Source organism: Microtetraspora fusca, assembly GCF_001570365.1.
In the GTDB taxonomy this organism is placed as follows: Bacteria; Actinomycetota; Actinomycetes; order Streptosporangiales; family Streptosporangiaceae; genus Microtetraspora; species Microtetraspora fusca.
In genome coordinates this window covers 40,851-54,206 of record NZ_BBYK01000041.1, presented here as the reverse complement: position 1 = coordinate 54,206, position 13,356 = coordinate 40,851, and the positions used below count along the sequence as shown (strand labels likewise).

At 71.8% G+C, this 13,356-nt stretch carries 9 protein-coding genes; 6 read left to right on the top strand and 3 right to left on the bottom strand.

The annotated features are described in order from the left end of the window. Positions 1–28 precede the first annotated feature (28 nt). Both AWQ68_RS07600 and AWQ68_RS07595 read right to left on the bottom strand, forming a co-directional pair. A complete protein-coding gene (locus AWQ68_RS07600; RefSeq protein ID WP_066936860.1) occupies positions 29–1,087 on the bottom strand; it encodes a lytic polysaccharide monooxygenase auxiliary activity family 9 protein in 1,059 nt (352 codons plus the stop codon). Between the two features lie 210 nt (positions 1,088–1,297). After that, a complete protein-coding gene (locus tag AWQ68_RS07595; RefSeq protein WP_084463752.1) occupies positions 1,298–2,668 on the bottom strand; it encodes a PrsW family intramembrane metalloprotease in 1,371 nt (456 codons plus the stop codon). Positions 2,669–2,860: 192 nt separating this feature from the next. Between AWQ68_RS07595 and AWQ68_RS07590 the strand changes: the two genes are divergently transcribed. Next, complete coding sequence (locus tag AWQ68_RS07590; protein WP_218006803.1) at positions 2,861–4,441, top strand: N,N-dimethylformamidase beta subunit family domain-containing protein; 1,581 nt, start codon at positions 2,861–2,863, stop codon at positions 4,439–4,441. A 25-nt stretch (positions 4,442–4,466) separates the two neighbouring features. Here the strand turns inward: AWQ68_RS07590 and AWQ68_RS07585 are convergent, their stop codons facing one another. Beyond that, entirely contained in the window at positions 4,467–5,399 is a 933-nt protein-coding gene (locus AWQ68_RS07585) for a heme o synthase (RefSeq protein ID WP_084463795.1), read from the bottom strand. A gap of 369 nt (positions 5,400–5,768) precedes the next feature. On the opposite strand from AWQ68_RS07585, the gene tkt reads away from it, so the two are divergent. From tkt to AWQ68_RS07560, 5 genes are all read left to right on the top strand, one after another. Continuing rightward, positions 5,769–7,802, top strand: a complete 2,034-nt coding sequence (tkt, locus tag AWQ68_RS07580) for a transketolase (RefSeq protein ID WP_373281510.1) — start codon at positions 5,769–5,771, stop codon at positions 7,800–7,802. A gap of 7 nt (positions 7,803–7,809) precedes the next feature. Continuing rightward, entirely contained in the window at positions 7,810–8,913 is a 1,104-nt protein-coding gene (gene tal / locus AWQ68_RS07575) for a transaldolase (RefSeq protein WP_066936851.1), read from the top strand. Between the two features lies 1 nt (position 8,914). Then, positions 8,915–10,540, top strand: coding sequence for a phosphoglucose isomerase-related protein (locus AWQ68_RS07570; protein WP_066936848.1), 1,626 nt, complete (start codon positions 8,915–8,917; stop codon positions 10,538–10,540). Between the two features lie 189 nt (positions 10,541–10,729). After that, on the top strand, positions 10,730–12,313 hold the full coding sequence (gene zwf / locus AWQ68_RS07565) for a glucose-6-phosphate dehydrogenase (RefSeq protein ID WP_084463794.1): 1,584 nt from the start codon (positions 10,730–10,732) through the stop codon (positions 12,311–12,313). Positions 12,314–12,329: 16 nt separating this feature from the next. Next, positions 12,330–13,244 carry a glucose-6-phosphate dehydrogenase assembly protein OpcA gene (locus AWQ68_RS07560; RefSeq protein ID WP_066936845.1) on the top strand — a complete coding sequence of 305 codons (915 nt, stop codon included), beginning with the start codon at positions 12,330–12,332 and terminating at the stop codon, positions 13,242–13,244. Positions 13,245–13,356: the final 112 nt, after the last annotated feature.

The following is a 13,356-nucleotide window of genomic DNA, read 5'->3' as shown; positions in this document are numbered from 1 at the left end:
CCCCGGCGGGACAACGGCGTAGCGTCCGTCAGCCGCAGCTCACGTCGGTGAACGACGGCGTCGTCGCGGATGTGCCGAGGAAGCCCGCGGTGGCGCTCGCCCCCGGCGCCAGCGCCGAGTTCCAGGTCTCCGCGTGGATCATGGCGATCGGCCCACTCTGCATGGAGGTGCCGTTCCACGCCTGCGTGAGCTTGGCCCCGGTCGGGAGCGTCCACTGGACGTACCAGCCGTTGAGCACGCTCGATCCGGTGTTCTTGATGGTGACCTCCCCCTGGAAGCCGCCCGGCCAGGAGTTCGTCAACGTCACCGAGGCCGTGCAGGAGGCTCCTGCGGGCCCGCCGGGCGAGGCGCTCGGCGAGGGACTGGGCGAAGCCGAGGGCGACGGGCTCGGCGAGGGACTGGGCGAAGGACTCGGCGAAGGCGACGCGGAGTCCCGGATGAACATGACGTCCGAGCAGCCGTAGAAGGTCTCCTGGCTGTCCGACCGGTACCACACCGCGTAGATGAGGTGCCTCCCGCTCTTGTCCGGGAGCCGTCCCGAGAAGCGGTAGGCGCCGTCGCTCACCGCGGGCTCGGGATCGACGGTCAGGAACGGCTCCTCCTCCATGTCCGCCCAGGTGAGCGGCTTGGTGGGGTTGTAGCCGTCCTTCGTCACGTACAGCTTGAAGCCGCCGGGGTGGGGCACCCAGGCGCCGTAGACGAAGTCGTAGACCGAACCGGCCCTGATGGTCGTGATCGGCCAGTCCGCCCGCGGCGCGTCATAGGCGGCGTACTTGGCGAAGCCACCGCTGCACAGCTGACCGTCCGGGATGAAGCCCCGGGTACGGCCGGCGCCGTCGGAGCGGAGCACGCCGTACCAGTCGTAGAGCGGCTGGGTGCCGCCCTCGGCGACGGCCTGTTTGCAGGCGGGGTTGACGGGCTTGATCTCGCCGCCGGTCAGGCCGTCGACATAGCAGGCGTAGGTCCGGCTGGCGGGCGCCTGGAGCGCGCCGTGCGCGTCGGCGGCGGCCTGGAACAGGGCGACGACGATCGCGGCGACCGCGACGGTGAGCGTGGCGAGGACGGCGAGTTCGCGCCTGGATCTCACAGGGGTTCTCCTCGATGGGTGGGCGCACCGCGACGCGCGCCCCGCCCCGCAGGGAGGCGCGCCGGGCACGCCGGAACGGCGTTGCCGGTGAAAGAGCGGCGTACGGCGGGCCGCACGCCCTGCTGAGCCCACCCATCAGGGCCATCGCGCACCCCGATTCAAGCACGGGGATGCCTACGGCAAAAGAGAACCTTTTGGGGATTTCGCGTGCTACGCCCCGGAGGGCGGGGTCCAGTGGGGAGGCCCCGGAAGCGGCGGAGGGGGATGCTCGGGGGGCGAGGGGTGACTCTGCGGCGACTGACCCTGCGGCGGTGTCCCGGGCGGTGTCCCCGGACCCTGCCCCGGAGGGGCGCCCGGCCCGTGTCCCGGCGGAGGAGCCCCGGGGGACGGGCCGTACCCCGGTGGCGGGGCCCCGGGGGCGTATCCCGGCGGCGGCATCCCCTGGGCGGCCGCGTGCCGGTGCCGCTCGGGCAGCGGGAACGACATGCGCGCGTGCGCCATGAGGCCGGCGAGCGCGCGCTGCCGCTCCAGGAAGGACTTCTCGTCGATCCCGCCGCGGGACGCCCGCTCGTGCAGCAGCCCCAGCTCGGTGGCGGCGAGCTGGTAGTCGCTCATCGCCCGCACCCCCGCCTTGCCCCCGTGGGCCTTGGCCCACTGGCGCGCCTGCCGCCGGCCCTTGAGCGACGACAGCATGAAGATGTCCGCCTCGTTGATCAGCCCGTTGCGCTCGTACGGCGGCAGGTAGTGGTGGATCAGCCCGACGATCCGCTTGCGGTCGCGGAAGATCACGGCCAGCTCGACGAACAGCAGGACCATCAGCACCAGGTACGCGACCGCGAGCCCGGGGAAGCCGCCGAACGAGGCGAGGCCGTTCCACAGGCCGTGCAGCACCATCGCGCCGACCCAGCCCGCCAGCACCACCCCGGTCGCGCCACGCCGCTGGGCCGCGTACGCCACGGAGATGCCGATCAGGGAGGTGAACAGCGGGTGCGCGAACGGCGAGAGCACGCCCCTGAGCACGACCGTCGCGGCGAGCCCCTCCGGGCCGTGTTCGGACAGCGCGGCCAGGTAGTAGCTGACGTTCTCCGACATGGCGAACCCCAGGCCGACCATGCTGGCGTAGATGATGCCGTCGGTCGGGCCGTCGAGCTCCTGGCGGCGGAACCGGAGCAGCCCGACCAGCACCAGGCCCTTCATGGTCTCCTCGACCAGCGGGGCGCCGAACGTCGCGACGAGGTTGCGGGCGTCGACGGTGTTGCCGATCTGGTGCTCGATGTAGATCAGGTTGAGCGAGTTGAGCAGGCCGGCGAAGAGCACGGCCACCCCCGCGCCCCAGGCGAACGCGAAGGCGAGGTTGGCGCGCGGCTCGGGTTCCATGCGGTCGAGGGCCAGCACCCCGGCGAGCAGCAGCGGGACGGGGGCGACCGCGAGCACGAGGGCGATGAAGAACTGGACGGGGTCGCCGTCGAAGACGTCGAACGACAGTGTCACGAGGGCGCAGACGCCTGCCAGGACCAGACCGATGATCAGGCCGACCGACGGACGCTCCCTCAGCACGGTACGGGGATCCAGGCTCGCCACTCCGCGAATGTAACCGACAGGGGACCCGCTGTCCGCCCCGCCCCCGAAGATCACGCGGCCGCGGATGTTCTTCGGCTTTCCTCAATGCGGACTCCCGCCTGACCGTATGCTCGACCGAGCCTTTCCCGCCCGCGGGTAACGTGCTGTGGAAGTGATCTTCGTGTGTGCCGTTCGTCACAGGGGGCGGAGCGGATGGGCGAGAACGACGGCGGCAGGCTGAGCCGCAGGACCTTCCTCGGTGTGGTGGCCGCCGCCACCGCGGGGGCCACGGCCTGCGGGGCCGTCACCGGGGAGGGGGCGACGCGGGCGGGCGCGGCCGGAACGCCGGCGTCCGGGCCGCTCCTGCTGCCGTCCCAGAGCCCCTCCCCCGACCCGGCGGCGACCACGCCGCCGACCCGCTACGAACGGCTCCGGCCCGGCGACCCCTCCTGGCGGGCCCGCTCGTACGGCCCCGCCGAGGCCATCGAGGGGTACTGCGACCAGGTGAGCGTGCTTCCCGGCCACCCGGTAGAGATGCGCGTCTCGACCACCGCCGACCGCTACCGGGTCACCGCGTACCGCATGGGCTGGTACGGCGGGGCCGAGGCGCGCCGGGTGTGGCGGTCGGAGTGGCTGCCCGGCCGCAGGCAGGGGCGCGGCGACCTCGACGGCGCGACCCGCACGGTGCACGCGAACTGGCGGCGCTCCCTCACGGTGCCGACGGCCGGCTGGCCGGAGGGCGCCTACCTGCTGCGGCTGGACTCCGCGAACGGGCATCAGCGGTACGTGCCGCTCATCGTGCGCTCCCCGGACGCCACCGGGCGGACGCTGCTGGTGCACGCGGCGGCCACCTGGCAGGCGTACAACCAGTGGGGCGGTTACAGCCTCTACTACGGCAAGGACGGCAGCTACGGCGCCCGCTCACTCGCGGTCAGCTTCGACCGCCCCTACGACAAGAACGGCGCGGAGAAGTTCCTCGTCTACGAGCGGGGGCTGGTCGTCCTCGCCGAACGCCTCGGCATCCCGCTGGCGTACACGACGGGCCTGGATCTGACGCCCGAGGTGATGAAGGGCGCGGCGGCCGTCGTCTTCCTCGGCCACGACGAGTACTGGACGCCGCAGAGCCGCAGGCAGGTCACCCGGGCCAGGGACGCCGGGTCCAACATCGCGTTCCTTGGGGCCAACACCTGCTACCGCCGCATCCGGATCGAGAACGGGGGCCGCCTGGTCGTCTGCTACAAGGACCAGTACGCCCGCGACCCCATGTACGGCCGGCGACCCGCCGAGGTGACCGCGGACTTCCGGTCGTCGCCCGCGCCGGACCCGGAGTCGTCGCTCACGGGGGTCTACTACGACGGGTTCCCCGCCGACGCCCCCTATGTCGTGACGGCGCCGCACCACTGGCTGTTCGAGGGGACCGGGGTACGGCGCGGCGACGCGTTCCCGCACCTGGTCGGCGTGGAGTACGACCGGGTGACGCCGAGCGTGCCGACGCCCCGGCCGATCGAGATCATCGCCCACTCGCCCCTCATGTGCGGGAACCGGCCCAGCTTCGCCGACTCGGCGTACTACACGACGCCGAGCGGCGCCGGGGTCTTCGCGACGGGCACGATGCGGTGGGTGGAGGCGCTCCGGGCGGGCTACCCGAAAGGGCCGCAGTTGCACGGGATGGACGCGCGGACCCGCAAGTTCGTGACCAGGACGACGACGAACCTGCTGCGCGCCTTCGCGCGTGGTCCGGCGGGCGAGCATCGAACGGCTCCGCGTGACAACGTCCACGCGTTCTACGCCTGAGCGGGGCGCGGGCCCCCGCTCCCGGTCAGACCAGGAGCGAGTCGACCGCGACGGTGAGGAACAGCAGGGCGAGGTAGATGTTCGACCAGTGGAAGAAGCGCATCGGGCGCAGGTCCACGCCGGTCTTGCCCGCGTTGAGCCGGCCGAGCAGGCGGTAGACCTCCCACAGGCAGGCGGCGCCGAGGACGGCGGCGACGGCCGGGTACAGCAACGAGGTCCCGGCCACCGGCCACAACAGCAGCGAGCACAGGACGGTCGCCCAGGTGTAGGCGATCACCTCGCGCACCACGCGGCGCTCGGTCGCGACGACCGGCAGCATCGGCACGTCCACCGAGGCGTAGTCCTCGCGGTAGCGCATGGCCAGCGTCCACGTGTGCGGCGGCGTCCAGAAGAACACCACGCCGAACAGCACGACGGGGGCCCAGGAGAGGCTGCCGGTGATGCCCGCCCAGCCGATCAGCACGGGCATGCAGCCCGCGATGCCGCCCCAGACGATGTTCTGGACGGTGCGGCGCTTGAGCACCAGCGAGTAGACGAGGACGTAGAACAGGATCGCGCCCAGCGACAGCGCGGCGGCGAGCCAGTTCACGGCCAGGCCGAGGCCGACGGTGGAGATGACGCCGAGGATCACGCCGAAGACCAGCGCGCCCGTCGGGGAGACCTCCGACTTGGCCAGGGGACGGCGGCGGGTGCGCCGCATCGTCTTGTCGATGTCCCGGTCGATGTAGCAGTTCAGCACGTTGGCGCTGCCCGCGGACAGCGTGCCGAAGACCATCGTCGCGATGGCGGTCCACAACGGAGGCAGGCCGCGCGCGGCGAGGAACATGACGGGGAGGGTTGTGATCAGCAGCAGCTCGATGATCCGCGGCTTGGTGAGCGCGACGTACGCCCGAACAAGCGCGCCCAAGGAGCGCGGCGCGGTCGCCACCGCCGTTCCGAGCGGGGGCACCGATTCCATCTTCGTCAGCACCGTCAAGGCGCTTCCAGCGTGTGCGGGGTCAACGCGTAACCTCTGAATTGAGCGGATCTCCAGGCAGCAGCCAGGCACTTGAGGACTCACTGTAGTCGGGAGAACCGGTGGTCCCTGAACTGGGGCCGGAAGGGACGCCTTCGCGACCCCGCCGGTACACCGCGCTCCCCGCGCCGGGCGACCGGTAGGGCGGCGGTCTACCGAGCGGTAGGAGCGCCGACCCGTTAGGGTCCCGTGTGGGCGGGAAATGCCAAAACCTGGGCAATGAACCTAGAGGGGAATCAGCAGTTGAGCAGCGCAAGCCTTGAGTGGACCGACCTCGACCGGCGTGCGGTGGACGTGGTGCGAGCACTCGCCATGGACGCGGTCGAGAAGGCGGGCTCGGGTCACCCCGGAACTGCGATGAGCCTGGCTCCCGCGGCCTATCTCCTTTTCCAGCGAGTCCTGCGGCACGACCCGTCCGACGCCAAGTGGGTGGGCCGCGACCGGTTCGTCCTTTCCTGCGGTCACAGCAGCCTGACCCTTTACATCCAGCTCTACCTGTCCGGCTACGGCCTGCGCCTGGAGGACCTCAAGGCGCTGCGGCAGTGGGGCAGCCTCACCCCCGGCCACCCGGAGTACGGCCACACCGTCGGTGTCGAGACCACCACCGGCCCGCTCGGCCAGGGCATCGGCAACGCGGTCGGCATGGCCATGGCGGCCCGCCGCGAGCGCGGCCTGTTCGACCCGGAGGCGGCTCAGGGGACGTCGCCGTTCGACCACATGATCTGGTGCTTCGCCTCGGAGGGCGACATCGAGGAGGGCATCAGCCACGAGGTCAGCGCCCTCGCCGGCCACCAGAAGCTGGGCAACCTCGCGGTCGTCTTCGACTCCAACCACATCTCGATCGAGGACGACACCCAGATCGCCCTGTCGGAGGACATCACCAAGCGCTACGAGGCGTACGGCTGGCAGGTCCTCGAGGTCGACTGGACCGCGACCGGGGAGTACAAGGAGGACGTCCAGGCGCTGTACGACGCGCTTGAGGCGGCCCGCGCGGAGACCGAGCGGCCGACGTTCATCAAGCTCCGCACCATCATCGGCTGGCCCTCGCCGAACAAGCAGAACACCGGCAAGATCCACGGCGCTGCGCTGGGTGACGCGGAGGTCGCCGCCACCAAGCGGGTGCTCGGCCTCGACCCCGAGCAGACCTTCCAGGTCCCGGCGGACGTCCTCGACCACTCCAGGGAGGTCGTCAAGCGCGGCCGCGAGCTGCGTGCCGAGTGGGAGAAGGGCTACCAGAGCTGGCGGGTGGCCAACCCCGAGCGCGCCGAGCTGTTCGACCGGATCTCGGCCCGGCGCCTGCCGAACGGCTGGTACAAGGCGCTGCCCTCGTTCGAGGTCGGCTCCTCGATCGCCACCCGGAAGGCGTCCGGCGAGGTGCTGAGCGCCCTCGCGCCGGTGCTGCCCGAGCTGTGGGGCGGCTCCGCCGACCTCGCCGAGTCCAACAACACCACGATGAAGGGCGAGCCGTCCTTCATCCCGGACGAGTACCAGACCCGTGAGTTCCCGGGCAACCGGTACGGCCGCACGCTGCACTTCGGCATCCGCGAGCACGGCATGGGCGCCATCCTCAACGGCATCGCCCTGCACAACGGCACCCGCCCGTACGGCGGCACCTTCCTCGTCTTCAGCGACTACATGCGTCCGGCGGTGCGGCTCGCCGCGCTGATGAAGCTGCCGGTGACCTACGTGTGGACGCACGACTCGATCGGCCTCGGCGAGGACGGCCCGACCCACCAGCCGATCGAGCACCTGTGGTCGCTGCGCGCGATCCCGGGCCTCGACGTGGTGCGCCCGGCCGACGCCAACGAGACGGCCGCGGCCTGGAAGACGATCCTGGAGCACACCGACCGCCCGGCGGCGCTCGCGCTGACCCGGCAGAACCTGCCGGTCTACGAGGGCACCGGCGACCCGGACCGGGTCGCGCGCGGCGGCTACGTCCTGCAGGACGCCTCCACCGGCCAGCCCGCCGTCGTGATCATCGCCACGGGCAGCGAGGTCGAGCTGGCCGTCGGCGCCCGCAAGATCCTCGAGGAGCAGGGCGTCCCGACCCGGGTCGTGTCGATGCCGTGCGTCGAATGGTTCCGCGCCCAGGACGCCGCGTACCAGCAGTCGGTGCTGCCCCCGGCGGTCCGCGCCCGGGTCGCCGTCGAAGCGGGAATCTCCCTCGGCTGGCACGAGTTCGTCGGTGATGAAGGGGCAGTGCTGAGCCTTGAGCACTTCGGCGCCTCCGCGCCGTACAGGACCATCTTCGAGCAGTTCGGCCTGACCGCCGACCGCGTGGTGGCCGCCGCCAAGGCGAGCCTCGCCAAGACGGGGGCCGACAAGGGCGAGACGACCGGAAACTGAGGAGATCATGAGCGAGAACCTGAAGCGCCTCACCGGGGCCGGCGTGTCGATCTGGCTGGACGACATCAGCCGTGATCGCCTGCGCACCGGCAATCTTGCCGCCCTGATCCGGGACAAGCAGGTCGTGGGCGTCACGTCCAACCCCACGATCTTCGCGGCGGCCCTGAGCAAGGGCGACGCGTACGACGCGCAGCTCCACGACCTGCGGGTGCGGGGCGTCTCGGTCGACGAGGCGGTCCGGTCGATCACCACCTTCGACATCCGCTGGGCCGCCGACGTGCTGCGCCCCGTCTTCAACGCGACGAACGGCGTGGACGGCCGGGTCTCCATCGAGGTCGACCCGCGCCTGGCCCGGGACACGGAGAAGACGATCGCCGAGGCCCGCGCGCTGTGGTGGCTGGTCGACCGGCCCAACCTGTTCATCAAGATCCCGGCGACCGTCGAGGGCCTGCCCGCGATCACGCAGTGCATCGCGGAGGGCATCAGCGTCAACGTCACGCTGATCTTCTCCCTCGAGCGCTACCGCGCCGTGATGGACGCATGGCTGGAGGGCCTGGAGAAGGCCCAGGCGAACGGCGTCAACCTCTCCACCGTCGAGTCGGTCGCCTCGTTCTTCGTCAGCCGGGTGGACACCGAGATCGACGCCCGCCTCGACCGGGTCGGCACGCCCGAGGCGGCCGCGCTGAAGGGCAAGGCCGCCGTGGCCAACGCCCGGCTCGCGTTCGCCGCGTTCGAGGAGGTCATGGCGAGCCCGCGCTGGCAGGCGCTGCGCGCGGCGGGCGCCCGGCCGCAGCGCCCGCTGTGGGCCTCGACCGGCGTGAAGAACCCCGACTACCCGGACACGCTGTACGTGGACCAGCTCGTCACGGCGGGCACGGTCAACACGATGCCGGAGAAGACGCTCGACGCGGTCGCCGACCACGGGAAGATCTCGGGCGACACGATCCGCCCCTTCTACGAGCAGGCGTGGAACACCATGGCCGCGCTCAAGGAGGCCGGGATCGACTACGACGACGTCGTCCGGGTGCTGGAGAACGAGGGCGTGGACAAGTTCGAGGTCTCCTGGAAGGAGCTCCTGGAGACCGTGACCGCCGAGCTCGGGAAGGCCTGAGATGACCATCGAGGTAACCCTCGGCCAGGAGCCGGAGAGCGTCCGCGCCCTCCGGGAGAAGCTGGTGGCGGAGGGGGTGCCGGCGGCGCTGGCCGCCGGCGACCCCGGCCTGTGGGGAGCCGAGGCCAGGGCCGAGGCGGCCGTCCGCCTCGGCTGGCTGAAGCTCCCCCTCACCAGCAGGGAGCTGCTGCCCGAGATCACCAAGCTCGTCGAGAAGGCGCGCGCGGAGGGCCTCGACCACGTCGTACTGGCCGGGATGGGCGGCTCGTCGCTGGCCCCGGAGGTGATCTGCGCCACCGAGGACGTGCCGCTGACCGTGCTCGACACCACCGACCCCGGACAGGTCCGGCGGGCGCTGGCGGACCGCCTGGAGCGCACGCTGCTGGTCGTCGCCAGCAAGAGCGGCGGCACCATCGAGACCGACAGCCACCGGCGGATCTACGAGAAGGCGTTCCGCGACGCCGGGATCGACCCGGCCGACCGCATCGTCGTGGTGACCGACCCCGGCTCTCCGCTGGAGCAGACGGCCATCGAGGCGGGCTACCAGATCGTGCTGGCCGACCCGAACGTCGGGGGCCGCTACAGCGCCCTCAGCGCGTTCGGGCTGGTGCCGAGCGCGCTCGCCGGCGCCGACGTCGCGCGGCTGCTCGACGACGCGGGGGAGGTCGCGCCGCTGCTGTCCCGCGACGACGGCAACCCCGGCCTCGACCTGGGCGTGCTGCTCGGCGCCGAGGCGCTCGCGGGGCGCGACAAGATGGTGCTGCGCGACAGCATGACCGACATCAACGGGCTCCCCGACTGGATCGAGCAGCTCATCGCGGAGTCGACCGGCAAGTCGGGCAAGGGCATCCTGCCCGTCGTCGGCGCCGAGGCGGCCGAGGCCGAGGACCAGTTCCTGGTGAACATCGGCCAGGACGGCGGCACCTCGGTGGACGGCCCGCTGGGCGCGCAGTTCCTCGTCTGGGAGTACGCCACGGCGATCGCCGGCCGGCTGCTCGGGATCGACCCGTTCAACCAGCCGAACGTCGCCGAGTCCAAGGAGAACACCACCCGCATCCTGAGCGAGGCGGGCGACGGGCCGCTGCCGACCGGCACGCCGCTCCTCACCGACGGCCCGGTCGAGGTCTACGGCGACGTGCCCGGCGACCCCAAGAACCTGGCGGACGTGCTGACGTGGCTGCTGCGGGCGATCCCGGAGCGCGGCTACCTCGCGATCATGGCGTACCTGGACCGGGAGGCGGCGTTCGACGCGGCCCGGGTCGGCGACGCCTCGTTCGAGGAGCTGACCGAGGCGTGGGCGGCGGCCGATCCGGCCACGCTGCGGGCGCTGCTCGACTACCGGACGGACCACGCGGTCACGTTCGGCTGGGGGCCGCGCTTCCTCCACTCGACCGGCCAGTTCCACAAGGGCGGTCCGGAGGCGGGCGTTTTCCTGCAGATCACCGGCGCGGTCACCGAGGACGTCGAGGTGCCGGGCAAGCCGTACACCCTGGGCCGGCTCCAGCTCGCCCAGGCCCTGGGCGACCTCGGGGCGCTGGCCTCGCGGGGTCGTCCGGCGGTGCGCCTGCACCTCACCGACCGGGTGGCCGGCGTCAAGCACCTGCTGTCAGTGGCGGAGGAGCTCTGACCTCGATGAGCACGCCACTGGCGACGAGCCGGAGCGCGAGGAGATCCGATGGGTGAGCGGGACAACCGCCCAGCCGAGACGGCGCAGGCGGCCGCCGGGACGAGTGACGTCCCGGCGGCGGCCGCGCCGGCCGGCCCGGCGGAGACACATGACGGCGGGCGCGTGCCGGGGGCGCCCGAAGTATCCGAGATGTCCGAGACATCGGAGGAGCGCGATCTGGCGGCCGCCCTCGGCCTGGCCACCGACGAGGAGGGCCCGGCGAACCCGCTGCGGGACCCGCGCGACAAGCGGCTGCCCCGCGTGGCCGGCCCCTGCGTGCTCGTCCTGTTCGGCGTGACCGGCGACCTCGCGAAGAAGAAGCTCCTCCCGGCGATCTACGACCTGGGCAACCGCGGCCTGCTGCCGCCGGGGTTCTCCCTGGTCGGCTTCGCCCGCCGCGACTGGGCGCACGAGGACTTCGCCCAGGTGACGTACGAGTCGGTGAAGGAGCACGCGCGGACGCCGTTCCGCGAGGAGGTCTGGCGGCAGATCGCCGAAGGCATCCACTTCTGCCCTGGCGAGTTCAGCGACGACGGCGCCTTCGACGTGCTCGCGATGATGCTCAAGGAGATCGACGAGACGCGCGGCACCGGCGGGAACTACGCGTTCTACCTGTCGGTCCCGCCGAAGTTCTTCCCGGTGGTCGTGGAGCAGCTCAAGCGGACCAACCTGGCCAACGCCCCCGAGGGCGCCTGGCGCCGGGTGGTGATCGAGAAGCCGTTCGGCCGCGATCTCAAGACCGCCCGCGAGCTCAACGCCATCACCAGCGCGGTGTTCCCGGAGAAGTCGGTCTTCCGCATCGACCACTACCTGGGCAAGGAGACCGTCCAGAACATCCTGGCCCTGCGCTTCGCGAACACGCTGTACGAGCCGATCTGGAACCGCGGCTACGTGGACCACGTCCAGATCACGATGGCCGAGGACATCGGAATCGGCGGCCGCGCCGGCTACTACGACGGCATCGGCGCCGCCCGCGACGTGATCCAGAACCACCTCCTGCAGCTACTCGCCCTGGTCGCGATGGAGGACCCCACGTCCTTCGACGCCGACTCACTGCGGCGCGAGAAGGAGAAGGTGCTCCGCTCGGTCCGGCTGCCGGCCGACCTGTCGCTCGGCACCGCGCGCGGGCAGTACACCGCGGGCTGGCAGGGCGGCGAGCCGGTGGTCGGCTACCTGGAGGAGGAGGGCATCTCGCCGGACTCCATCACCGACACCTACGCCGCCGTCAGGCTGGAGGTGGCCAACCGCCGCTGGGCGGGCGTCCCCTTCTACCTGCGCACCGGCAAGCGGCTCGGCCGCAGGGTCACCGAGGTGGCCGTGGTGTTCCAGCGGGCGCCGCACCTGCCGTTCAGCTCGACCGACACCGAGATACTCGGGCAGAACGCCCTGGTCATCCGCGTCCAGCCGGACGAGGGGATCACCGTGCGCTTCGGCTCGAAGGTGCCGGGCACCGCCATGGAGGTCAGGGACGTCAGCATGGACTTCGCCTACGGCGAGTCGTTCATGGAGTCCTCCCCCGAGGCGTACGAGCGGCTGCTGCTCGACGTCCTCATCGGGGACCCGCCCCTGTTCCCGCACCAGGCCGAGGTCGAGCTGTCGTGGAAGATCCTCGACCCGATCGAGGAGCACTGGGCGGCCTCCGGCCGTCCCGAGGGCTATCCCGCGGGCACGTGGGGCCCGCCGTCCGCCGACGCCATGATCACCCGCGACGGGCGTGTGTGGCGACGGCTGTGAGTGAACGGAAGGCGCCGTGACCACCTTCAACCTGACCGACACGACGGCCTCGAAGATCTCGTCGACGCTCACCCAGTTGCGCCACCAGATGGGCGCGCCCGCGGTGGGCATGGTGCTCACCCTCGTCGTGGTGAGCGACGAGGCCGGCCAGTACGACGCGGTGCGCGCGGCCACCGAGGCCGCGCGCGAGCACCCCTCCCGGGTGCTGACGGTCATCAAGCGCGACCCGTACGAGCCCGACCGGCTCGACGCCGAGGTGCGGATGGGCGAGTCGTCCCCGGGCGAGGTCGTCCTGCTCCGCCTGTACGGCCGGCTCACCGAGCACGCCGACTCGGTGATCAGCCCGCTGCTGCTGACCGACACGCCGGTGGTGGCCTGGTGGCCCGGCGACGCGCCTCCGGTGCCGTCGCAGGACGCCGTGGGCCGGCTCGCCACCCGGCGGATCACCGACGCCCGGGCGGTGGCCGACTCCCTGGCCGCCATCGCGGGCCGCCACAAGGGCTACGTCCCGGGCGACACCGACCTCGCCTGGACGCGGCTCACGTCGTGGCGCAGCCTCCTGGCGGCCGCGTTCGACCGGCCTACCGGGCGGGTGCGGTCCGGCGTGGTGCGCGGCGCGGCGGGCAACCCCAGCGTGCCGCTGCTCGCGGCCTGGCTCTCCGAACGGCTCAACGCCTCGGTGGAGGCGGAGGAGAGCGAGGGGCCGGGCATCACCGAGGTGCGGCTCACGCTCGCCGAGGGCGGCGAACTGGTGATCTCCAGGACGGACGCTCGGCTCGCGACCCTGTCCCGGCCGGAACAGCCGAACCGGCGCGTCGCCCTGGCCCGCCGGCCGACCGCCGAGCTGCTCGCCGAGGAGCTGCGCCGTCTGGACTCGGACGACGTGTACGGATCGGCGATCCAGTGGCTGGCGAAGTCCCCGGCCTCCTGAGCCCGTTCGGCCTGATCGTGCCGATGGAGTGCCCGAGGGAGCGTCCGGCGGACACCGACCGCGCGCAGCGCGGCGGGATTCGCCGGACACGACCTCGGGAGTGTTTCTTGGA